We start from the raw sequence: 23189 nt of genomic DNA on the forward strand, positions 1-23189 counted from the left end.
TAAGAGTTAATATCTCTATGTGCTAAATTTTTGACCTAAGAGTACAAGGGTTTGCAGTTACACAGCCTCAACCAATCAGGGATTCTCCGGTGAAGTTCATAAAGCGTTTATTTTTATTAACATTGATTTGCATAATTCTTGGAGTCACCACTATTTTTGGCTTCTATCAGTACGTGAAGCCTGAATTACCAGATGTTGCAACTCTAAAAGACGTTGAATTACAAACACCTATGCAGGTGTTTAGTCAAGACGGGAAGCTGATCGCACAGTTCGGTGAAAAGCGTCGCATTCCTGTAACTTATGATGAAATTCCTCAAGACTTGATTCATGCGTTAATCGCAACAGAAGACAGCCGTTTTTACGAGCATCCTGGTATCGACCCAATCGGTATCACTCGTGCTGCAGTAGTCGTTGCGCTTTCTGGTTCAGCAAAGCAAGGGGCGAGTACCATTACTCAGCAGTTGGCGCGTAATTTCTTCTTATCAAATGAGAAGAAACTCATGCGTAAAATTAAAGAGATTTTCATCGCAATCCACATTGAGCAATTGCTGAGTAAGCAAGAGATCATGGAACTTTACGTTAACAAGATCTTCCTCGGTTACCGCTCATATGGTTTTGGTGCAGCTGCGCAGGTTTACTTTGGTAAAAGTCTCAACGAACTGACACTCAGTGAAATTGCAACGTTAGCTGGTATGCCAAAAGCGCCATCAACCATGAACCCGATTTACTCACTAGAGCGTGCGACTAATCGTCGTAATGTCGTCTTAATGCGTATGCTGGATGAGGATTACATCACTCAAGAACAGTACGATGAGGCTCGTAATGAACCGATCGTAGCGCGTTATCACAGTGCGGAGATCGAGTTATCGGCACCGTATGTTGCTGAGTTAGCTCGTGCTTGGGCAGTGAAAGAGTTCGGTGAAGAAAAAGCTTACACATCAGGTATGAACATCTACATGACGGTAGATTCAAAACTTCAGGATGCCGCAAACGCTGCTGCCGTAAATAACCTGCTCGCCTACGATGAACGTCATGGTTATCGTGGTGCCGAAAAAGCGCTTTGGAAAAAAGGCGAAAGTGCCTGGGATACCGAGCAGATTGAACAGCACCTTAAGAAGCAGCCTACCTACGGCGACCTTTCTCCTGCAGTAGTAACCAAAGTAGAAGGCAAAACGGCGCAGGTATGGGTGAAGAACAACCAGATGCAAACGATCCCTTGGTCAGGCATGAACTGGGCACGTAAATACCTAACGGATAATCGTCAGGGCTCAGCGCCAAAATCAGCGCAGGATATCCTCTCTGAAGGTGAGCAAATTTGGGTTCGTGAGATGAGCTCTAGCGATGACGAAGGTAATACGGTACACAATTGGAAGCTGAGTCAGGTTCCGAATGCCAATACTGCGTTTGTCGCCATGAATCCAGAAAACGGCGCTATATTGTCTATGGTGGGTGGCTTTAACTTTATCCATAGCAAGTTTAACCGTGCAACCATGTCGGTACGTCAGGTAGGTTCGAGTATCAAACCGTTCATTTATTCTGCCGCTATTGATAAAGGTCTGACGCTGGCGACGCTCGTCAACGATGCACCTATTAACAAATGGGATGCTGGCTCTGGTTCTGCATGGCGACCAAAAAATTCACCGCCAACTTACGGTGGTCCAACTCGCCTTCGTATCGGCCTTGCTCAATCTAAGAACGTAATGGCGGTTCGTACACTACGCGAAGTGGGTCTGGATGAAACACGTCAATACCTAACACGTTTTGGTTTTGATATTAACGATGTTCCGCGCTCAGAAACCATTGCTCTTGGTGCTGGTAGCTTAACGCCGATGAAAGTCGCGCAAGGTTATTCCGTATTTGCCAACGGCGGTTACTACGTCGAACCGTTCTATGTCGACCGAATTGAAGATGCGTTCGGTGAAGTTCTGTTTAAAGCAAACCCTAAGAGCGTTTGTAAGCAGAACTGCCCACAAGTCGTCGAACAATACACCGAAGATCGCTTTGCGAATGAGTTTGGTGAACAAGATGTCGAGATTGAAGGGTTAGCAACAGACAACGCGCTAGATAGTGATGAGCCTCAATACGCCCCTCAAGTGATTTCTCAAGAAAATGCATTCCTGATGCGTGAAATGATGTACAGCAATATTTGGGGTGGTGGTGACTGGCGAGAAGGTACAGGTTGGAACGGCACAGGTTGGCGCGCACAATCTTTGAAACGTCGTGATATTGGCGGTAAGACGGGTACAACGAATGACTCTAAAGATGCCTGGTACAATGGTTACGGCCCAGGCGTTGTAGCTGTCGCTTGGGTTGGCTTTGACGACCACTCACGAGCGCTTGGCCGTGCTACGGTGAACAGTAACCTTGGTCAAGGCCAAGTATCTGGTGCAGAGGCTGGCGGTAAAACAGCCGAGCCAGCTTGGATCGACTTTATGCGTGTGGCGCTTGAAAACACACCAGAGCAGAATAAACAGGTTCCGGACAACATTGTACAAGTACGCATTGATCGTAGTAGCGGTATGCTGACTGACAACGTAGATGGCAGCTCTATGATGGAATACTTCGAGAAAGGTACAGAGCCAACCGAATACTCAGGTAGCTTCTTGGAAGACAGTATTTACTCCAGCGGTGGTGGAGCAACCGAAGAACTGTTCTAAAACCTGCACAATAAACAACAAGGGGAGCCAATAGCTCCCCTTTTTTACATCAACTCATCGCTATTAAGCTGCAATAGAGGATGGGTAACTCGCCAGAATATCTTTGATCTTCGCCGCGAGTGCTTCAAAGCGTGCACGAAGTGGTGAGCCAGGACGGTACACCAGCACGATTTTACGAGTGGGCGTCGGATTTACCGCTGGAATGTAACTAACGCCATCTTTTTGCTTTTCATGTGGCAGTGATAGTTGAGGTAGCAAAGTGATCCCAGCGCCTGCAGCCACCATATTACGCAGCGTCTCTAAACTCGTGGCTTTGAATCGCTCATCATCTTTTGCGCCTGCCGCAAAACAAAAGCCTAGCGCCTGATCACGCAAGCAGTGGCCATCTCCGAGAGCCAGTACCGTCTTCCCCTTAAGGGACATCATGTCAATTTGATCCAATGATGCCCATTCATGATCGCAAGGCACTGCCACACTTAACGGCTCGTTATACACTTCGATCTCTTTGAATGGTTCGGTTTCTGCCACGGACGCCAGTACCAGACAATCCAACTTACCATCCTCCAACTGATGCACCAATTGCTGAGTTTGCGCTTCATGCAGGAATAACTCCAGATCCGGAAATTCAACTTTTAGATCTGGCAGGATTTTAGGTAATAAGTAAGGACCGACTGTAGGTATAAAGCCAATATGCAATGGACCGGTCATCGCGCCATTTTGGCCGCTCGCCATGTCCTTAAACATTTTCACTTCACTTAAAATACGTTTTGCTTGATCCACCAGTTGTAAACCAGAGTCAGTAAACAGCACTCGGCGGCTGCTGCGCTCCAAAAGCGTTGTTCCAAGCTCGTCTTCTAACTTACGAATTTGTCCGCTAAGGGTCGGCTGGCTGACAAAACATGCTTCTGCCGCCTTACGGAAGTGTTTATGTTCCGCAAGCGCGACGAGGTACTCAAAGTCCCTAATATTCATAACACACGATTCGCTTCTATTTAGTGATAGTTAACACCTATCAAAACCATAACACTAAACGATTACAGCTATCAAAAGATTTTTATCATAATAAGCCTAATCAAACAGAACAGACACGAGCCGAACGCTCACGACTAAAAAGAATTAAAAGGAACACTATGTCTATCTCTAAAGAAGGTCAGAACATCCCACAAGTTACTTTCCCTACTCGTCAAAACGGCAACTGGGTTAATCTCACCACGGATGAGCTTTTCAAAAACAAAACGGTCATCGTATTCAGTTTACCAGGCGCGTTTACGCCGACTTGTTCTTCAAGCCATTTACCTCGCTACAACGAACTGCTTCCAGTTTTTAAAGAGCACGGCGTGGATGAAATTTTATGTGTATCAGTCAATGACACGTTTGTAATGAACGCATGGAAACAAGAGCAAGAAGCGGAAAACATTACCTTCATCCCTGACGGCAACGGTGAATTCACCGAGGGTATGGGAATGCTGGTTGATAAAAGTGAACTAGGCTTTGGTAAACGCTCTTGGCGCTACAGCATGTTGGTGAAAAATGGTGTGGTTGAAAAAATGTTTGTTGAACCTAATGAGCCAGGCGACCCGTTTAAGGTGTCAGATGCGGATACAATGCTTAACTACATCGCTCCTGACTACAAGACGCAAGAATCAATTACGGTCTTCACTAAGCCAGGTTGCCCATTCTGCGTGAAAGCAAAGCAGAACCTGATTGATAAAGGGCTTCAGTATGAAGAAGTGATCCTGGGTAAAGATGCAACGACGGTAAGCCTACGCGCGATTTCAGGCCGCACTACTGTGCCTCAGGTATTCATTGGTGGCCGACTCATTGGCGGCAGCGAAGAGCTGGAAACCTACTTAGGCTAAACCAGCCTCATTACTCAAATTACAGATAGAAAAAAGCCCCAAAATCAATATCGATTCTGGGGCTCTCTTAGATTCTTCTAAGAAAAAGCAGTGGTACTTTAATAGACCCGGCTTCCTCTTAAAGGTTCCATCTTTTTTCGAATTTTTTAGCAAATACTTATGTAACGATATCGCCACGCAGTTATGTTATTGAATGCTAAAACGATCGACCATTTATGCTACATAACTTTTCTGGATCAACTGCTCGACCAAATTGATCTCCAGCGCAACTTCATCACAGGCATGCTGGCGAGGGCATTGGTCACAATCTTTCAGCACTTTCTCCGGTAATAGAGATTTCGAAGTTGGCACGAAGTTCTGCTTCATAAAGAATTCAGGCGTTCGCGTTAGCACAAAGACTTTTTTGATTGCCATTTGACGGGCTTTTTCCACCAAGTAGTTCACAATCGCACTGCCCTGTCCCTGACCTTGCCAGCCAGCTTCAATGCCCAGAGAGCGGACCTCGGCTAGCCCTGAGTCATAGACATACAGAGAAGCGCAACCTGTTACTTCACCATGATGTTCTGCGACCGCAAATGAGCCAATATCGCGTACTAATTCATTACGAGAACGTGGCAGGTTTTCTCCCAGGTTCGCCCAATAAGCCACCATACCCTCAAGCGTCTCAATATCAGTTAAACGCGCTGGACGTACTTTCACAGCAGAGTTGTCACGCTGAATTAAACGTTTGTCAGCCTGATCAACGGCATAAGCCACTTGTTGTGGTGAGACACCACCAAGAGCACAACGTTTTTCCAGACAGGACTCAATGGTCAGAATCTCGTATACATCGTCTTCAATGACATCTGAGAATACTTTCAGCTCTTGCAGAGAAAGCTCTTCAAGCGCGCAGCCTTTTTCAATCGCACCGACTACGGCAACACCCACAATATGGTGTGCTTCACGGAATGGGATATCTTTCGCCACCAAGTAGTCTGCCAGCTCAGTCGCATTTGCATAGCCCTGCTTCGCCGCTTCCAGTGTTCTTTCACCATTGACTTTAATACCATCGAAACACAACGCTGCCATTTCCATACAGTCGTTCCAGGTATCTAACGCATCAAACAAACCTTCTTTGTCTTCCTGCATATCTTTGTTGTACGCCAGTGGCAACGCTTTAACGGTCATCATCATAGCAGAGAGCGCACCGTAAACACGGCCAGTCTTGCCACGGATTAATTCCAGTGCGTCTGGGTTTTTCTTCTGAGGCATCAATGACGAGCCAGAAGTCACCGTATCAGCTAACTCGATGAAGTTTGACTCACCTGAGTTATAGAAAATCATATCTTCAGCCAAACGAGAAAGGTGCAGCATTGAGATAGAAGCCACTGACATCAGCTCCATCACGTGGTCACGGTCAGATACCGAATCAAGCGAGTTACGCGTCGCACGATGGAAACCAAGATTATGAGCCAGTTGCTCACGATTGATTGGATATGCAGTACCAGCTAGCGCTCCAGAGCCCAGCGGACAGGTATCTAAACGTTGCAGAGCGTCACTCAAACGCGAGTGGTCACGCTCAAACATTTCCACATATGCCAGACACCAATGTGCAAACGTCACAGGTTGTGCACGCTGAAGGTGCGTGTACCCAGGTAAAACCGTGCCTTGATGTTGCTTAGCGACATGCACCATTTGTGATTGCAGACGGTCCAAAGCAATCAAAAGTTGCTGGCCTTGCTGACGACACCAAAGCTTAAGGTCGGTGGCTACCTGATCGTTACGTGAACGGCCAGTGTGAAGCTTTTTGCCTAAGTCACCCACCTTACCGATAAGTTGCTGTTCAACCCAAGAGTGGATGTCTTCTGCATCAGAGCCTAGGATCTGATGCGGGTCTTCCATCACCTCGAGTTTCAACTCGTTCAAAGCGAGTTCAAGCTTCTGTTGTTCTTCTGCCGACAGCACATCGACAGACAGCAATGCCTTAGACCATGCAATTGAGCCTACAATGTCTTGCTCAGCCAATCGGTAGTCGAAACGCAACGAATCGTTGAATTCTTTGAATCTGGTATCTGCTGCTTGGGTAAATCTTCCGCCCCATAATGCCATTGCGTCTCTCCTGATGACTATTGCTAACTCTAAAGTACTCTAATTAGTGATGACTAAATTGATGGTCATTTGCTCACTTTTTCTTATAGGCCAACGTTACGGCAATTTGAAGAAAAAATAAAGTATAAATTCAATATTTTTACATATCTATTCACGATAATTTAGTTTCATACACATAAAAACGCGTTGAAAACAAAAAGACCTGCCAATCAATGGCAGGTCTTTTTAATCAATGATGAAATATGCTTATTTCTTCTGGCTGTTCAGAGCGCGGATACGGCTTGATAGTGAGTAAAGACGGATGAAACCACCAGCATGGCTTTGGTCGTAAACCTCGTCTTCACCGAAGGTTGCAAACTCTTCTGAGTACAGGCTGTTGTCAGAACGTTTTTGAGTAACCGTTGCCTGACCTTTGTATAGCTTAACAACCACTTCGCCATTCACATCTTGAGCAAGCTCTTCTGAAGCCGCTAGGATTGATTTACATAGCGGCGTGAACCAACGACCATCGTACACAAGGTGAGAAGCTTTAAGACCTAGCTCTTCACGGAATTCGAATGATGATTTGTCTAGCACTAGCTGCTCAACGGCACGCAGTGCTTCCATCATGATGGTGCCTCCCGGAGTTTCGTAACAACCACGAGACTTCATACCCACCAAACGGTTCTCTACGATATCGATACGACCAACACCGTGCTTCGCGCCTTTCTCGTTTAGGTAAACTAGCGCATTGTATGGCGTCATTGCTTCGTCATCTACTGCAACCACGGCACCTTTCTCAACTTTTAGCGTCACGTATTCAGCTTCGTTTGGTGCTTGCTCTGGATCAACTGTCCATACCCAGCAGTCTTCGTTTGGAGCATTCCAAGTGTCTTCTAGTACGCCACCTTCAGTCGAGATGTGCCACGCGTTCGCATCACGTGAGTAAATCTTAGTCAGAGACGCTGAACAAGGAATGTTACGCTCAGCCAGGTAATCCAGACATTGCTCACGGCTGACTAGATCCCATTCACGCCAAGGTGCGATAACATGGAGATCCGGTGCTAGTGCTGCGAAAGCACCTTCAAAACGAACCTGGTCGTTACCTTTACCAGTACAACCGTGACACAGTGCGTCAGCACCCACTTTACGAGCAACTTCAACCTGCGCTTTGGCGATGATTGGACGAGCCATTGAAGTACCTAGCAGGTATTTACCTTCGTAGTAAGCGCCTGTTTTTAGTGTTGGGTAAACGTATTCCGCTACCATTTCTTCTTTCAGGTCAGCGATGTAACACTCAGATGCACCTGATGCTTTCGCTTTTGCTTCAATGCCTTCTAGCTCTTCTGCGCCCTGGCCTACATCGGCTACAAACGCCACAACTTCACAGTTGTAGTTCTCTTTTAGCCACGGGATGATTACTGAAGTATCTAGACCGCCTGAGTATGCGACTACTACTTTATTTACGTTCACTTTGCTCATTTTTTTCTCCAAATTTAACTGGCTCTGCTCTCGGCGGTCAGTGCCAACTACTTCCTAATGTTTAATTCTTTAAATTCTTTACTGCGACGTTATTGAGGCAGAAATTGCGTACCGATGCTGTGACCAGCAAATAGCTGCTCCAGCTTCTCAGGGTAACGCCAGGTTGCTACTTCGATAGGACGACCAAGATCATTGGCAGCCTCCAAAGCGGCTTTAACTTTGACGATCATGCCGTCAGTGATCACATGACCTTCGATCAATGCATCGGCTTCTTTTTCAGACAAGCTTTTGATCAAGTGACCTTTGCCATCCAAAACGCCGCTTACATCTGAAAGCAGAACCAACTCCGCATCCAGTGCACCAGCAACCGCAACGGCCGCCTGATCCGCATTGACGTTCATCAGTTGACCTTCTTTTGTCAGGCCAATTGAACTGATGATTGGCAGCGCGCCAGTGTTTAAGATCGCTTGGATCAGTGTTGAATCACCCGGAGAGGCTTTACCTACTGCGCCCAACTCCGGATCGAGTTCTTCCACCTGACATAAACCGCCATCCGCTAAGCTCATGCCCACTGCGTTAAGACCGTCTGCAATCGCCTGACCTTGTAGTAACTTATTGGCTGTACCCGCTAGTGCTCCGGCAATAACTGGAATTTGATCGTATGGCGTCACGCGTAATCCGTGCTTCTTTACGGTTTCGAGCTGCAACTTGCTCATTAGCTCGTCCACCAAGTAGCCACCGCCATGAACGATGGCGATTTGTCGCTGCGCCGAACTTTGATAGGCCGCGATGGCACCAAAAAGTTGGCTTAAGGTTTTTGTGCAAGATAAAGCTGCACCGCCTAGCTTAATGACTAATGGAGCTTGATTGGTTTGCGTCATTGCTTTTCCCTCTATCAACGACTACAGCAACGCTGTCAGTTCTGGGTAACCGTAATGAATATTTAAACATTGCATCGCTTGACTTGATGCACCTTTGAGTAGGTTGTCGATGGCAGAAATCACAATCACGTGTTCGCCTTGAACCTTCCAGCCGATATCGCAGAAAGGCGTATTTTCAACATCCTGAATACGTGGAATACCATCGCCTTTTAGACGTACCGCAGGCTTGCCTTGATACGCTTGTTCGAACGCCTGAGTCACTTGCTCTGCAGTCACACCTGCGGACAACTTCATTGTGATGGTGGCAAGAATGCCACGCTTAAAGTTGCCCAGATGAGGAGTAAAAATCACATTACAACCCAAGTGTTGAGCGATCTCTGGTTGGTGACGGTGGTTGAATACTCCATAAGGTTGCAGGCTCACTTCGCAGAAGCTGTTGGTCATCGACGCTTTTCTGCCTGCACCAGACACGCCACTCGTCGCGTTGATCACTGGCCATTGTTGAGTATCCAATAAACCACCTTCTAAAAGGGGCTTGATGGCCAATTGCGATGCTGTTGGGTAGCAGCCAGCTACCGCAACTAAAGGAGTGTTTTTAATTGCTTCGAAGTTCCACTCCGCTAAGCCGTACACCGCTTTATCTAGCCAGTTGTTAAATTGATGCTTGAAGCCATAGAACGTGTCGTAAAAGCCTTCGCTCTGAACACGGAACGCGCCAGATAAATCGAAAACCTGACATCCGGCATCAAGGAAAATTGGGGCGAGGTCATGGCTGACTTCATGTGCTGTTGCTAAAAACACCACATCAGATTCTTCAGCCACTTGTTTTGGATCGGTTAACGGATTCACGGGCATATCGATAACGCCAGCTAACTTGCCATGCAGTTGGGCAATACTTTTTCCTGCATCTACACTGTTGGCGGAAACGTATAAACCTGATAGCGTGAGTTCTGGGTGTTTGTTAACCATTAAAGCTAACTCTGCGCCGGTGTAACCGCTGGCTCCGATAATCGTGGTTTTTAGCATTCTATAACATCCGTAAACTTAAAGGCTCAAGTGACTATTCATATTTAATTTTTGCTATATTTTGATTTTTTATTCATTAAATATGATTTAATATGTGTTTTACAGTTTTGTGCTCTGTCTGTCAATAGGAGATTTGAAGAATCCATGCAATTACCAACGTTTCTAGAGGTCTATGAAGGACTCATCAGCACCTCTTCGATCAGCTCCACCGACCCAAAATGGGACCAAGGCAATGCCAAAGTCATTGAGAAACTCGCTTCCTGGTTCAAAGATCTTGGGTTCAGTGTTGAGGTGGTCGAAGTCGAACCAGGCAAACACAATATGATCGCACGTATGGGCGAAGGCGAAGGTGGCCTCCTTTTAGCCGGTCACAGTGACACGGTGCCATTTGATGAAGGGCGCTGGAACTTCGACCCGCATAAACTGACTGAAAAAGACAACCGCTTTTACGGTCTGGGTACAGCAGACATGAAAGGCTTCTTTGCCTTCATTTATGAAGCCGTCAAGAAAGTCGATTGGAGTAAACAGAAGAAGCCACTTTATGTTTTAGCGACCTGTGATGAAGAAACCACGATGTTAGGTGCTAGACACTTTACCGCTAATGCGCCGTTTAAACCGGACTACTGCATTATTGGCGAACCGACCAGCCTGGTTCCAATTCGTGGCCATAAAGGTCATGTCGCCAACGCCATTCGTGTGACGGGTAAGTCAGGTCATTCATCCGATCCTGCGCTTGGTGTTAACGCCATTGAGATCATGTATGAAGTGATGTTTGCCATGATGCAGCTGCGCGATAAGTTAATAAAAGAGTACCACCACCCGGGTTTTGCTATCCCTAACCCCACATTGAACTTGGGCCATATTCACGGTGGTGACAGCGCAAACCGTATTTGTGGCTGCTGCGAATTGCATTACGACGTTCGCCCATTACCAGGCATTAGCTTAGATGGTCTGGAGAACATGCTACGCGGTGCTTTAAAAGAAGTGGAAGCCAAATGGCCGGGACGTATTGAGATAGTACCTCTGCATGAATCCATTCCGGGTTACGAGTGTCCTCATGACCACCCGTTCATTGGTGGCGTAGAAGAACTGTGTGAAACCAGCTCTCAAACCGTGAACTACTGTACAGAAGCGCCATTTCTACAGGAACTGTGCCCAACCTTGGTACTTGGACCGGGCTCTATCGATCAGGCCCACCAGCCAGATGAGTTTCTTGCTTTTGATTTTATTGACCCGACCATTGATGTACTGTCTAAAGCAATGGTCAAATACTGTTGTTAGCGAAATAAAAAGACAACATACCTGTACAGCTCCGATGAGCTGTACAGACGATTCTTTATCACCACAATGAGTTAACCGTTAACACTAATTTAACTTGTTATTTTGTAATTAATTTTCATTTATTAAGCCATAGGCCTAGTAACTTTGCTCTAAATCAGGAGAGAAGCGGAATAATTACAAACATAGTCGGCTTTATTTGACTAGAACTGGTGCTTTTCGCTAGATTGGTGTCTTAACAAGGACAATGGATGTAGTTTTTTTACGAGGCAGGACGACAATGAACGAGAAATACGCCGCACTCAAAAGCAATGTGCGCATGTTAGGCCACTTACTGGGTAATACCATTCACGATGCCCATGGCGAAGAAATCTTCGAGAAAGTGGAAACTATTCGTAAATTATCCAAATCAGCCCAAGCAGGAAATCAAGCAGACAAAGAAAGCTTGATAGAAGAAATTAAACACCTTCCTGATGAGCAATTGACACCAGTCACTCGAGCTTTTAACCAATTTCTAAACCTCACGAATATTGCTGAGCAATACCACACGATTTCACGTCACTGTGAAGAGCACATCTGCGAACCAGACGCGATCAACTCGCTATTTTCTAAACTGGTACAAAACGATGTTAGCAAGCTTGATACCGCTCAGGCTGTACGTGACCTGAATATTGAACTGGTACTGACGGCTCACCCAACTGAAATCACTCGTCGCACCATGATCAACAAACTGGTGAAAATCAACGAGTGTTTATCAAAGCTAGAGTTAAGCGACCTTTCATCGAAAGAGCGCAAGAAAACTGAACGTCGTCTGGAACAGCTGATTGCCCAAGGCTGGCACTCAGACGTCATCCGCCAACAACGTCCGACACCGCTTGATGAAGCGAAATGGGGCTTTGCTGTTGTAGAAAACTCACTATGGGAAGCCGTACCTGAGTTTTTACGCGAGATGAATGATCGTCTGGAATCTTATCTTGGCGAAGGTTTACCAATCGACGCACGTCCAGTGCATTTCTCCTCTTGGATGGGCGGCGACCGTGACGGCAACCCGTTTGTTACGCACAACATCACGCGTGAAGTTCTGCTTCTATCGCGTTGGAAGGCGGCAGATCTTTATCTAAATGACATCAACGAACTGATCAGTGAACTGTCGATGACAGTCAGCAACGATCAAGTGCGTGAACTGGCTGGAGATGATCAACACGAACCATACCGTGCGATCCTCAAGCAGCTTCGCTCTCTGCTCAACGAAACCAAAGATATTCTTGATGCGAAGATCAATGGTCAGAAGCTGGCAGTCAAAGCACCACTACAAAAAGTAGAACAGCTTTGGGAACCTCTATACGCGTGTTACCAATCACTACACGAGTGTGGTATGGGTGTAATCGCTGATGGTTCACTGCTAGATACTCTTCGCCGCGTGAAAGCATTTGGTGTTCACCTAGTTCGTCTGGATATTCGTCAGGAAAGTACTCGTCACGCAGATGCACTATCTGAGTTGACTCGCCATCTTGGTATTGGCGACTACCAGCAGTGGAGTGAGCAAGACAAGCTTGCGTTCCTAACTAATGAGCTGGCTTCCAAACGCCCACTTCTACCTCGTGACTGGGAACCATCTGAACCAGTTCAAGAGGTTTTGGACACCTGTAAGATCATTGCAGCACAATCTCGTGAAGCATTCGGTGCTTACGTCATCTCCATGGCACGTACCGCGTCAGACGTTCTGGCAGTTCACTTACTGCTACAAGAATCTGGCTGTCCTTACCGCATGGATGTCTGTCCTCTGTTTGAAACCCTAGACGACTTGAATAACGCTGAGTCAGTGATCAAACAACTGATGGATATCGACCTATACCGTGGCTTTATCCAAAACCACCAAATGGTCATGATTGGCTACTCTGACTCTGCAAAAGATGCGGGTGTTATGTCTGCAGGCTGGGCTCAGTACCATGCAATGGAGTCTCTGGTTAAAGTTGCTGAAGAGGAAGGCGTGGAACTGACATTATTCCACGGTCGTGGTGGTACGGTTGGTCGTGGTGGTGCTCCTGCGCATGCTGCGTTACTGTCTCAGCCACCTAAGAGTCTTAAAGGTGGCCTGCGTGTTACCGAGCAAGGAGAGATGATTCGCTTTAAGCTGGGTCTTCCAGACGTTGCCGTAAACAGCTTTAACCTATACGCCAGTGCGATTCTGGAAGCGAACCTGCTACCGCCACCAGAGCCAAAACAAGAGTGGCGTGATCTGATGGAAGTACTGTCTCAGGTGAGCTGTGAAGCGTACCGTAGCGTTGTACGCGGCGAACCAGATTTTGTACCTTACTTCCGTCAGGCGACCCCAGAACTAGAACTCGGTAAACTGCCACTGGGATCGCGCCCTGCGAAGCGTAACCCTAAAGGTGGTGTCGAGAGCTTACGCGCCATTCCATGGATCTTCTCATGGAGCCAAAACCGTTTGGTTCTGCCAGCATGGTTAGGTGCCGGTGAAGCAATCCAGTACTCGATCGACAAAGGTCATCAAGCGTTACTGGAAGAGATGTGTCGTGAGTGGCCATTCTTCTCAACGCGCCTTGGCATGTTAGAAATGGTGTACTCGAAGTGTAACATCGATATCTCTCGCTACTACGACCTGCGCTTGGTTGATGAGTCACTTCGTCCATTAGGCGAAAGATTACGAGAGCAGCTTCAGAAGGACATCAAAGCGGTTCTGAATGTAGAAAACAACGAGAACCTGATGCAACATGACCCTTGGGGTCTGGAGTCCATCCGCTTACGTAACATCTACGTTGAGCCATTGAATATGCTTCAAGCCGAGTTGCTGTATCGTACACGTCAAAATGAGGAAGCATCAGCAGACCTTGAAGAAGCGCTGATGGTGACTATTGCGGGTATCGCGGCAGGTATGCGTAACACAGGTTAAAATAGCCTGTTACTTGTAACAGATTATGATATAAAAGGCTGAGCAATCGCTCAGCCTTTCTTATATCCATCAAATTGAACAGCAATTAACCAGATAAACACCCTAAAAACACCCCAAAAAGAACCAATGAATCAGAATAAATAACCACAAAAATACATTACTGAGTATTATGTTAGTTTTTTAGTGTTATTCTTTCCTAGTATTCCACTTCATGCTTATTATTTATATACTACTCGCCTTGCTGAGAGCGAATAAATCCAACCATATCAGCTCCAGCCTCGATGGGTTCCACCCATCTTTCTAGGTGATAAACGGCTTTAAGGTGACAGGACCAACATTTGTTGGTGCTACTTATGCATAAAAAACTCAAAACGCCATTAAGAGCGCAGCTGAAAGTATAAGTAGCTTGTTTACAAGTTTATTGACCATTTGGATTGAAGACATGTCATTACCACACGTAATCTTAACTGTGCTTAGCACGCGCGATGCAACCGGTTACGATATCACAAAAGAATTCTCAGCTAGCATTGGTTACTTCTGGAAAGCGAGCCACCAGCAAGTTTACCGTGAGCTAAACAAAATGGCTGAGAAAGAACTGGTTACTTGCGTACTAGAGCCTCAAGAAGGCAAACCAGACCGTAAAGTGTACTCCATCACAGATGCTGGACGTAGCGCACTAGGTGAATGGTTTGATCAGCCAACTGCACACCCAACAGTTCGTGACGAGTTCTCAGCGAAGCTGATGGCTTGTGCTGTGCAACCGTCTGCACCTTTCCGTGAGCAACTATCTGAACTGGTTGAAGAGTCACGCAAACTGGTTTCTCACTACAAAGAAATCGAAGCTGCATACTACGCGACGCCGTCTACTCTGGATAAACAAGCACGTCTGGAGCGCCTGACACTACGCCGCAACCTTCTACTACGCGAAACGTGGATCACGTGGGCAGAAGAAGTGCTAACTGAACTTGAAGTTATCGGCTAATCCACTTCAAACAGCTCATAGCTTAACAACAAAAAAGGCTTGCCATTGGGCAAGCCTTTTCTTTTTCACTCACGTTTTAGACTGCAACTTGAGGACGTACACCCAAGGTGTGGCACAACGCGTAAGTCATCTCAGCTCGGTTTAGCGTGTAAAAGTGGAAGTCTTTCACACCTTCACGGCTCAGTACACGCACCATATCAATCGCCTGACTTGCACCAACTAATTGACGAGTTACCGGATCATCATCCAAACCTTCAAACTGCTTGCTCATCCAGCCTGGAACTTTTACGTTATTCTGCGCAGCAAAGCGAGACGCCTGTTTAAAGTTCGAGACTGGCAAGATACCCGGTACGATTTCTACGTCGATTCCAGCGACAACACAGCGGTCACGAAAACGTAGGTAAGACTCTACATCGAAGAAAAACTGAGTAATCGCTCGGTTCGCACCTGCATCCACCTTACGCTTAAGGTTTAGCAGATCAGCCTGTGCACTTTTTGCTTCAGGATGCACTTCTGGGAAAGCCGCAACTGAGATATCGAAATCATGACGAGACTTCAACAGTTCAACCAGATCAGACGCGTACATATCAGGAGCACCGCCACCTGGTGGGATATCACCACGTAGTGCGACGATATTTTCGATACCGTTGTTCCAGTAATCATCGGCAATCTCAATCAATTCTTCACGAGTCGCATCGATACAAGTCAGGTGCGGTGCTGCCACTAAGCCTGTTTCTGATTTGATTTCTTTGATGATGGAATGAGTTCTGTCACGTTCGCCTGAGTTAGCTCCGTAAGTAACTGATACAAACTTAGGCTTGAGTGTTTTTAGACGGTGCACAGAGTTCCATAGCGTCTCTTCCATCTTTTCATTGCTTGGCGGAAAAAACTCAAATGAAACATTAATATTGTCTGACAATTCAGCGATATTCTGGTTTAAGGCATCGATATGGCCTGCGTGCGTGTAACCCATCTTACTCTCCCTGTGGCAACCCGCCACGAAATCAAATTCTTAAATCGACGTTTAGACGTCTATATGTCTACAGAATGTATTGAATACGATTTAATGTCAACCTTGTGATTATGAATTTTTTTCACGTTAATGATGAGGATAGTTCAAGTTGATTATTGGCTAATATTTATCCACAAAAATAGTTCACCAATAACGGTTCTGAGATTAATTATGGCACCAAGACAGGAATAAAAAACCCCGGATGAATTCCGGGGTTTTGAATGTTTAGAACAGCCCAGCAAGGCGGTTTAGATCGGACTGAATCGCCCCTGCCGTCACTTCACGTCCAGCGCCAGGACCGCGGATAACAAGCGGGTTGTCTTTGTACCACTTGCTCTCAATAGCAAAAATATTGTCGCACGGCAGTAGGTTAGCCAGCGCATGCTCACGGGACAAGGCTTCGATGCCGACGGTCGCTTTGCCATCTTTCTCTAAACGCGCAACGTAGCGCAGTACCTGATCGTTTTTCCGCGCCTTGGTCAAACGTTCTTGCAGAGTCTGGCTCAGCAGCGCGGCATTATCAAAAAACTCATCTAAGCTCAGCGTGCGCAGTTCTTCAGGAACTAACGACTCTACCTTTACGCTTCCCGGTTCGATATCCAGACCAGACTCACGCGCCAAAATAACCAGCTTACGCATCACATCAGAGCCATCTAAGTCAGAGCGAGGGTCAGGTTCTGTTAATCCTTGCTGCCAGGCTAAATCCACTAACTCGCTGAATGGCACTGAGCCATCAAACTGTTGGAATAACCATGAAAGCGTACCGGAGAAAATACCAGAGAGTGCAATAATCTCATCACCACTCTCACGAAGATCGCGCACCGTATGGTTGATTGGTAACCCGGCACCTACCGTCGCGTTATACAGCCAGTGACGTCCAATTTTGGCAAACGCATCCTGGACCTGATGGTAATATTGACTATCAGCTGAACCTGCGACTTTATTCGCCGAAATTAGGTGAATGCCTTGCTGAGCGATATCAACGTAACATTTCGCTAATTCCTGACTGGCGGTGACATCGAGAACCACAGCTTCATCGTAGTCCTGCAAAGCACCAAGACGAGATAACCAAGAGCCGTCGTTTGCAATACTTTCGTCATTGAAGCGTGCTGAAACACTGGATGCATCAATGCCTTGGCTATCAAACCAATACATTTGGCTATCAACCACCGCGACTAAGTCAAAGCTCATGCCATGACGTTTTTCAAGTTCATTCTTCTGTGAAGCGAATAAACTCAGCCAGCTCGAACCGATATTCCCTTTACCGCATAATGCGACAGCAACGCGCTTCTGTGCCTGAAATAACTGGCTATGAACCGTCTGTACCAGTTCTTCGGTATCAGTGTTACGTAATACTGCTACCAGACTTAAACCAGACTCCGTCTCAGCGATAAATTCCACCGGAGAGTGTTTCAGCTTTTGCTGAAAACCAAAACAGTGGTTGGCATTAGTTGTCACACCAGCACCTACGGCAGCAATCAGAGAGTAACCATCAGTGAGGTTAATCTCCGCATCCAAATCAGATTCCTGTAGATACTTGAGTGCACCGCCAGCAATTTCTGCTGTGTATGCCAGTCGTAATATCTGCTGTTCAGGCTGAGCTTCAAATGCCAGTGGCTCCAACTGAACGCGTTTTAGGGATTCCAGAACATCACTCTGTGCTTTCTCAAAGTCATGTCCATGCGCAAATGCTAGCTGAACCAATAGCACGTCATCCAGTGAGGTGATGATTTTCGCCCCACGACCAGAAGCCAGAACTCGCTCAATGCGGGTCGAACCTGACTCTGGCAGGTAACTGCATTTAAGGCTCAGGTCCATGGTACTTTGAGCCACAGGCTGCAAGGTTCGGCTGTGCAGTACTGGCGCAGCTAAACGAGCCAACTCACTCGCTTCATCCAGTCTTAAGAGTGGTAATAAACATGCATCTGATACCAAACGAGGGTCTGCGCTATAAACGCCCGCTACATCACTCCAAATCGTCACTGTGCTCACTTCGGCAAGCGCACCAATCACGGTTGCAGAGTAGTCTGAACCGTTGCGGCCAAGCAGAACAGTTTCACCGTTATCGTTTTGTGCCATGAAGCCGGTAATGATCACACGCTTGTGACTATGTTGTGCCAGTGCCTCTTTGATAAGCGGGTATGAACGAGCACGATCAACTTCTGGTTGAGTGCCCGCTTCTGCGCGCAGAAACGCTCGCGCGTCTTGCGCTACAGCAGGCAGTTGCTTTTGCGTCAGTAAAGCAGCCAGTAATCGAGAAGACCATACTTCTCCGTGGCCTAATACCGCCGCCTTTTGCGCTTCGGTCAGCGGAGAGGTCAGTTCCGCCAATGTACTGAATTCATCTTGTAAGGAGGCAAGCAGCTGTTCTTGCGCATCTCCCTCTAATAACTCTTCAATGAGACTGATTTGAAACTGTCTCAAGCTCTGCAAAGCTTCGTGCGCAATTCGACCATCTTTTTCTAAGCCTTCAAGGAACTCAATCAGGCGGTTGGTTGTTTTACCTGCTGCAGAGACCACCACCAAGTCATTTTCTGCAGAGTATTCCTTGAGAATTCCCGCTACACGTAAGTAACACTCTGGGTTTGCCAGGCTGCTACCACCAAACTTGTGTAGCTGACGTTGTACAGTCATTATTAACTCCTATTGCTGTGCAGATTTAGTGAATGCTTGTTCTAGGTCGGCAATAAGATCTTGTGCATCTTCTAGCCCTACAGAAAGGCGCAGCAATTGCTGTGATACACCCGCTTCAGCCAAGGCTTCTTCACCCATCGCGCGATGCGTCATAGATGCTGGGTGACAAATCAAGCTTTCTACCCCGCCCAGAGACTCTGCAAGTGAGAACAACTGAAGCTCTTTGACAAAGGCTTTAAGCTGCTCAAACGAGCCCGCAAACTCAAAGCTCAACATAGAGCCAAAACCAGACTGTTGCTTTTTAGCAATCTCATGGCCAGGGTGCTGTGGAAGACTTGGATGATAAATTTTCGCCACCAAAGCTTGCTTCTGCAGGTAAGCCAGCACCTGCTGTGAGCTTTCTTCATGCACTCGCATACGCGCACCCAAAGTACGAAGACCTCTCAAGGTCATGTAGCTATCAAAAGGTGTGCCTGTCGCCCCAATACAGTTGCCCCACCACGCTAACTCTTCTGCATGCTCTTCCGTTTTAGCGATAATCACACCACCAATCACATCTGAGTGTCCATTGATGTATTTCGTTGTAGAGTGAATAACAAAGTCAGCACCTAGCTCTAATGGCTTCTGGTACACCGGTGTTAAAAAGGTATTGTCTACCGCGACTAATGCGCCAACCTGCTTCGCTTTTTCACACAAGACAGCAATATCGACAACACGAACCAGAGGGTTAGATGGCGTTTCTAGCAGAACCAGTTTTGGTTTCTGTGCTAATGCCGCATCCAGCGCCTGTTCGTCAGTTTGATCGACAAACAGCACCTTGAAATCGCCTTTGTTTGCACGAGTGTTAAACAGACGATAAGTGCCCCCATAACAGTCGTTTGGCGCAACAATAAGATCATCAGGTCCAATAAAAGCAGACACCCATAAGTTCAGTGCGGACGTACCACAGTTAGTGATGACAGCCCCTTTGCCAGACTCCAGCTCAGACAATGCACTTTCTAATAATCCACGGTTTGGGTTACCAGAACGCGTGTAATCGTACTTAGGCACTTCCCCAAACGCAGGAAAGCCGTAATTCGTTGAAAGGTAGATTGGTGGAACGACAGCATGATATTGAGTGTCAGACTCAATACCGGTGCGTACAGCAATAGTTGCAGGCTTACGGGAGCTCATGGGTGTATCCTTTCACAGGTGATGACTTCTAAATGGGAATGCGCTATATCTAAATGGTCAGATTCAATGAATTGCACACTTCCCTTACTGTTCTTGTCACTTTACTCGTCAAAAATTAAGACGTCAACACTTCTAGACGTCTATATGTCTTTGCTTATGGCAGTAAATGCAGCTAAAATCAGCACCTCAATTAGTTTTTAACCTATTACAAATATGAAGGTACGCAATGGCTGACTGGAATGGCGAATACATTAGCCCATATGCTGAGCATGGAAAGAAAAGCGAACAAGTAAAAAAAATCACTGTATCTATCCCGCTGAAAGTTTTAAAAGTGCTAACTGATGAACGTACTCGTCGTCAGATCAATAACTTACGCCACGCAACCAACAGCGAACTCCTATGCGAAGCATTCCTACATGCGTATACGGGTCAGCCACTTCCAACGGACGAGGACCTTCGTAAAGATCGCCCTGACGATATTCCGACTGAAGCAAAAGCTCTGATGACCGAAATGGGCATCGAATTTGAGTCATTTGACGAAGAGTAATTAGGAGCACGTTGAATACACCAAGCGGTGATTTAGCGCCTAATACTAAAAAATGACATAAAAAAAATGGGACGCCATCGCGTCCCATTTTTTGTACATCATTTAAATCTTTGTCTTACTCTGCCATGTAGTTTTCAGGCATTTCAATACGAGCAACACCAGAGTCAACGGCTGCTTGAGCAACAGCTTTTGCAACGCGAGGCAGTAAGCGAGCATCCATTGGCTTTGGAATGATGTAGTCAGTGCCAAACTCAAGCTTATCGACACCCGCCGCTTTCAGTACCGCTTCTGGTACTGGCTCTTTCGCCAATTGACGAATAGCGTCAACCGCAGCAAGTTTCATCTCATCGTTAATTTCGCTTGCACGCACATCAAGCGCACCACGGAAAATAAATGGGAAACACAGTACGTTGTTTACCTGGTTTGGGTAATCACTGCGGCCCGTACCCATAATTAAGTCATCACGAACTTCATGTGCTAGTTCTGGCTTAATTTCAGGATCTGGGTTTGAACATGCGAAAACAATTGGCTTATCCGCCATCAGTTTTAATGCTTCAGGTGGAAGCAGGTTTGGACCTGATACGCCAAGGAACAGATCAGCACCTTCAATCACATCTTCTAAAGTACGTTTGTCGGTGTTATTTGCGAATAGCTCTTTGTACTCGTTAAGATCATCACGGCGAGTATGAATCACGCCTTTACGATCCAACATGTAAATCTTTTCACGCATCGCGCCACATTTGATCAGTAGTTCCATACACGCTACTGCAGCCGCACCTGCACCAAGACAAACGATCGTAGAGTCTTCAAGCTTCTTACCTTGCAGCTCAATGGCGTTCAGCATGCCAGCGGCCGTTACGATAGCGGTACCGTGCTGGTCATCGTGGAATACAGGTACATCACAACGTTCGATAAGACGCTTTTCAATTTCGAAACAGTCTGGCGCTTTAATATCTTCAAGGTTAATACCACCGAAGGTATCAGCAATGCTTGCTACGGTATTGACGAACTCGTCGATCGTGCGGTGTTTTACTTCGATATCAATAGAATCAAGTCCAGCGAAACGCTTAAACAGTAGCGCTTTACCTTCCATTACAGGTTTAGAAGCAAGCGGACCTAAGTTACCCAAGCCAAGAATCGCGGTACCGTTAGAAATAACGGCAACCATGTTACCTTTCGCGGTGTACTTGTATACATTGTCTGGGTTTTGTGCGATTTCACGTACAGGCTCAGCTACACCAGGGCTATATGCTAATGCAAGATCACCGGCGGTTTCTGCGGGTGTTGTCAGCTCGACTGCAATCTTCCCTGGGGTTGGGTATGCATGATAGTCAAGGGCTCGTTGGCGCTGCTCTTCTTCGGGAGTTACTGCTTTGTCTTCAGACATGTGGGCGTTTCTCTTTTTATTTTTTAGGTAAGGGGGAATAAATTCTAATGGATAGAAGTCAATCTTCATAGGTAAGATTGCGAGCAATATCCTTAAAAAATCGATATTAAAAGAGATTAGACCAGATAAGCAGGAAAAGCACCCAACTTTTAAGTCAGGTGCACTGCTGTAAGCATCAGATTTGTAAACATAACGAGGAAATTGCCGAGATTATTCCTCATCGACATACTGCGCTTGCAGATAATTTTCGATGCCAGACATCTCGATTAAGCCAAGCTGAGTCTCAAGCCAATCGACATGTTCTTCTTCATCTTCGAGGATATCCTGAAACAGATCACGTGAAACGTAGTCTCGAATATCTTCTGCGTAAGCAATCGCATCTTTTAGATCAGGAATAGCGGCCATTTCCAGTTTAAGATCGCATTCAAGCATTTCTTTGGTATCTTCACCGATCATCAGCTTGCCGAGATCTTGCAGGTTAGGTAAACCTTCTAAGAATAGAATACGTTCAATGAGATGATCGGCATGCTTCATTTCATCAATAGACTCGTGATATTCCTTATCAGCCAGGTGCTTTAAACCCCAGTCTTTATACATACGAGCATGGAGAAAATACTGATTAATAGCGACGAGTTCGTTACCAAGTATTTTGTTGAGATGTTGGATTATGATTGGATCGCCTTTCATTGACTAGCCCCTCCTCTATTTAGGCTTCATTTAAATGTAGAAGCAAATGAGAAGGTGTCAAAAGGCTCAGCGCTTTCACCAGAGCAATTACAGTGATTAGCTAGCTTGTTTTAGTTCGGTGTAGTGTTCTGCTAAAATTTCTTTGGCTTGTCGAATGCACTTCCCGCATTGGCTACCCAAAGCTGTACATCGCTTTATCCCCCTGATATCCGTTATGCCTTCATCAACTGCCAACTTCCTAATTTTCTTGTCAGAAACACCATGACAAAGACATACAAACATACTCAAAACCCATAAACAGTAACTATCGAAAAAACAATATAAACAAGAATAGTTCTTGTTACCAGTCGTATTGAAAGGTCAATTCAGAACATTTGGTTATATTAATCTTGGAAAAATAAGAAAGGATCAAGCACTTAGAATGAATAGATAAAATGAAGATATTGGTAAGAGGGTAACACGCTGTTTTAAAGAAAGAAAAAATAGGATCGTTTTTTATCTGCTTATAACTGAATGGATCAGTAGATATGAAAAAGGGAAGCCAAAGCCTCCCTTTTTCTGCTGCGTTTTCTTCAAGATGAAGAAACGTGCGAGATTTCGTTT

18 protein-coding genes are annotated in these 23189 nt (G+C 46.1%); 6 read left to right on the forward strand and 12 right to left on the reverse strand.

From position 1 onward, the window contains the following. The first annotated feature begins 89 nt into the window (after positions 1–89). Complete coding sequence (locus L9Q40_RS14235) at positions 90–2657, forward strand: penicillin-binding protein 1A (RefSeq protein WP_014233153.1); 2568 nt, start codon at positions 90–92, stop codon at positions 2655–2657. Positions 2658–2720: 63 nt separating this feature from the next. Here L9Q40_RS14235 and oxyR read toward each other — a convergent pair whose 3' ends face one another. Further along, positions 2721–3629 (reverse strand): DNA-binding transcriptional regulator OxyR, encoded by a 909-nt coding sequence (oxyR, locus tag L9Q40_RS14240; protein WP_118119497.1) that lies wholly within the window; start codon positions 3627–3629, stop codon positions 2721–2723. A gap of 158 nt (positions 3630–3787) precedes the next feature. Between oxyR and L9Q40_RS14245 the strand changes: the two genes are divergently transcribed. Then, positions 3788–4516, forward strand: coding sequence for a redoxin family protein (locus tag L9Q40_RS14245; protein WP_020334619.1), 729 nt, complete (start codon positions 3788–3790; stop codon positions 4514–4516). A 213-nt stretch (positions 4517–4729) separates the two neighbouring features. Here the strand turns inward: L9Q40_RS14245 and argH are convergent, their stop codons facing one another. From argH to argC, 4 genes are all read right to left on the reverse strand, one after another. Beyond that, complete coding sequence (argH, locus tag L9Q40_RS14250; protein WP_498793674.1) at positions 4730–6604, reverse strand: argininosuccinate lyase; 1875 nt, start codon at positions 6602–6604, stop codon at positions 4730–4732. A 246-nt stretch (positions 6605–6850) separates the two neighbouring features. Next, a complete protein-coding gene (locus tag L9Q40_RS14255) occupies positions 6851–8065 on the reverse strand; it encodes an argininosuccinate synthase (RefSeq protein ID WP_498793675.1) in 1215 nt (404 codons plus the stop codon). Between the two features lie 89 nt (positions 8066–8154). Beyond that, a complete protein-coding gene (argB, locus tag L9Q40_RS14260; RefSeq protein ID WP_498793676.1) occupies positions 8155–8946 on the reverse strand; it encodes an acetylglutamate kinase in 792 nt (263 codons plus the stop codon). Between the two features lie 21 nt (positions 8947–8967). After that, positions 8968–9972, reverse strand: coding sequence for an N-acetyl-gamma-glutamyl-phosphate reductase (argC, locus tag L9Q40_RS14265; RefSeq protein ID WP_372377403.1), 1005 nt, complete (start codon positions 9970–9972; stop codon positions 8968–8970). A gap of 144 nt (positions 9973–10116) precedes the next feature. Between argC and argE the strand changes: the two genes are divergently transcribed. The 3 genes from argE (at position 10117) to L9Q40_RS14280 (ending at position 15146) form a co-directional block, all read left to right on the forward strand. Then, positions 10117–11253: an acetylornithine deacetylase gene (gene argE, locus L9Q40_RS14270; protein ID WP_014233160.1), complete on the forward strand. Its 1137-nt coding sequence runs from the start codon at positions 10117–10119 to the stop codon at positions 11251–11253. Positions 11254–11530: 277 nt separating this feature from the next. Continuing rightward, positions 11531–14164 carry a phosphoenolpyruvate carboxylase gene (gene ppc / locus L9Q40_RS14275; protein WP_330471428.1) on the forward strand — a complete coding sequence of 878 codons (2634 nt, stop codon included), beginning with the start codon at positions 11531–11533 and terminating at the stop codon, positions 14162–14164. 442 nt (positions 14165–14606) lie between these two features. After that, positions 14607–15146, forward strand: a complete 540-nt coding sequence (locus L9Q40_RS14280) for a PadR family transcriptional regulator (protein ID WP_014233162.1) — start codon at positions 14607–14609, stop codon at positions 15144–15146. 76 nt (positions 15147–15222) lie between these two features. Here the strand turns inward: L9Q40_RS14280 and metF are convergent, their stop codons facing one another. The 3 genes from metF to L9Q40_RS14295 form a co-directional block, all read right to left on the reverse strand. Continuing rightward, on the reverse strand, positions 15223–16119 hold the full coding sequence (gene metF, locus L9Q40_RS14285) for a methylenetetrahydrofolate reductase (protein ID WP_014233163.1): 897 nt from the start codon (positions 16117–16119) through the stop codon (positions 15223–15225). A 264-nt stretch (positions 16120–16383) separates the two neighbouring features. Beyond that, positions 16384–18792 (reverse strand): bifunctional aspartate kinase/homoserine dehydrogenase II, encoded by a 2409-nt coding sequence (locus L9Q40_RS14290; protein ID WP_498793677.1) that lies wholly within the window; start codon positions 18790–18792, stop codon positions 16384–16386. 9 nt (positions 18793–18801) lie between these two features. Continuing rightward, positions 18802–19965, reverse strand: a complete 1164-nt coding sequence (locus L9Q40_RS14295) for an O-succinylhomoserine (thiol)-lyase (protein ID WP_498793678.1) — start codon at positions 19963–19965, stop codon at positions 18802–18804. Positions 19966–20191: 226 nt separating this feature from the next. On the opposite strand from L9Q40_RS14295, the gene metJ reads away from it, so the two are divergent. Continuing rightward, positions 20192–20512, forward strand: coding sequence for a met regulon transcriptional regulator MetJ (gene metJ, locus L9Q40_RS14300; RefSeq protein WP_014233166.1), 321 nt, complete (start codon positions 20192–20194; stop codon positions 20510–20512). A gap of 115 nt (positions 20513–20627) precedes the next feature. Here the strand turns inward: metJ and L9Q40_RS14305 are convergent, their stop codons facing one another. The 4 genes from L9Q40_RS14305 to L9Q40_RS14320 all read right to left on the reverse strand — a co-directional run. Further along, positions 20628–21899, reverse strand: coding sequence for a malic enzyme-like NAD(P)-binding protein (locus L9Q40_RS14305; RefSeq protein ID WP_014233167.1), 1272 nt, complete (start codon positions 21897–21899; stop codon positions 20628–20630). 210 nt (positions 21900–22109) lie between these two features. Next, positions 22110–22586, reverse strand: coding sequence for a bacterioferritin (gene bfr, locus L9Q40_RS14310; protein WP_014233168.1), 477 nt, complete (start codon positions 22584–22586; stop codon positions 22110–22112). Positions 22587–22682: 96 nt separating this feature from the next. Then, on the reverse strand, positions 22683–22868 hold the full coding sequence (locus L9Q40_RS14315) for a (2Fe-2S)-binding protein (RefSeq protein WP_076633424.1): 186 nt from the start codon (positions 22866–22868) through the stop codon (positions 22683–22685). Between the two features lie 58 nt (positions 22869–22926). Continuing rightward, positions 22927–23189, reverse strand: a 263-nt coding sequence (locus L9Q40_RS14320) for a hypothetical protein (protein WP_498793679.1), incomplete at its 5' end; no start/stop codon positions are given.

This window comes from Allocatenococcus thiocycli (genome assembly GCF_921292965.1).
In the GTDB taxonomy this organism is placed as follows: Bacteria; Pseudomonadota; Gammaproteobacteria; order Enterobacterales; family Vibrionaceae; genus Vibrio; species Vibrio natriegens.

What these genes read in the sequence shown, in the direction of transcription:
- bfr (WP_014233168.1), bottom strand. Translation starts at nt 22,586, where the DNA reads ATGAAAGGCGATCCAATCATAATCCAACATCTCAACAAAATACTTGGT.
- L9Q40_RS14295 (WP_498793678.1), bottom strand. Translation starts at nt 19,965, where the DNA reads ATGAGCTCCCGTAAGCCTGCAACTATTGCTGTACGCACCGGTATTGAG.
- argC (WP_372377403.1), bottom strand. Translation starts at nt 9,972, where the DNA reads ATGCTAAAAACCACGATTATCGGAGCCAGCGGTTACACCGGCGCAGAG.
- argE (WP_014233160.1), top strand. Translation starts at nt 10,117, where the DNA reads ATGCAATTACCAACGTTTCTAGAGGTCTATGAAGGACTCATCAGCACC.
- argB (WP_498793676.1), bottom strand. Translation starts at nt 8,946, where the DNA reads ATGACGCAAACCAATCAAGCTCCATTAGTCATTAAGCTAGGCGGTGCA.
- L9Q40_RS14255 (WP_498793675.1), bottom strand. Translation starts at nt 8,065, where the DNA reads ATGAGCAAAGTGAACGTAAATAAAGTAGTAGTCGCATACTCAGGCGGT.
- metJ (WP_014233166.1), top strand. Translation starts at nt 20,192, where the DNA reads ATGGCTGACTGGAATGGCGAATACATTAGCCCATATGCTGAGCATGGA.
- oxyR (WP_118119497.1), bottom strand. Translation starts at nt 3,629, where the DNA reads ATGAATATTAGGGACTTTGAGTACCTCGTCGCGCTTGCGGAACATAAA.
- argH (WP_498793674.1), bottom strand. Translation starts at nt 6,604, where the DNA reads ATGGCATTATGGGGCGGAAGATTTACCCAAGCAGCAGATACCAGATTC.
- metF (WP_014233163.1), bottom strand. Translation starts at nt 16,119, where the DNA reads ATGGGTTACACGCACGCAGGCCATATCGATGCCTTAAACCAGAATATC.
- L9Q40_RS14315 (WP_076633424.1), bottom strand. Translation starts at nt 22,868, where the DNA reads ATGTTTGTATGTCTTTGTCATGGTGTTTCTGACAAGAAAATTAGGAAG.
- ppc (WP_330471428.1), top strand. Translation starts at nt 11,531, where the DNA reads ATGAACGAGAAATACGCCGCACTCAAAAGCAATGTGCGCATGTTAGGC.
- L9Q40_RS14280 (WP_014233162.1), top strand. Translation starts at nt 14,607, where the DNA reads ATGTCATTACCACACGTAATCTTAACTGTGCTTAGCACGCGCGATGCA.
- L9Q40_RS14305 (WP_014233167.1), bottom strand. Translation starts at nt 21,899, where the DNA reads ATGTCTGAAGACAAAGCAGTAACTCCCGAAGAAGAGCAGCGCCAACGA.
- L9Q40_RS14245 (WP_020334619.1), top strand. Translation starts at nt 3,788, where the DNA reads ATGTCTATCTCTAAAGAAGGTCAGAACATCCCACAAGTTACTTTCCCT.
- L9Q40_RS14290 (WP_498793677.1), bottom strand. Translation starts at nt 18,792, where the DNA reads ATGACTGTACAACGTCAGCTACACAAGTTTGGTGGTAGCAGCCTGGCA.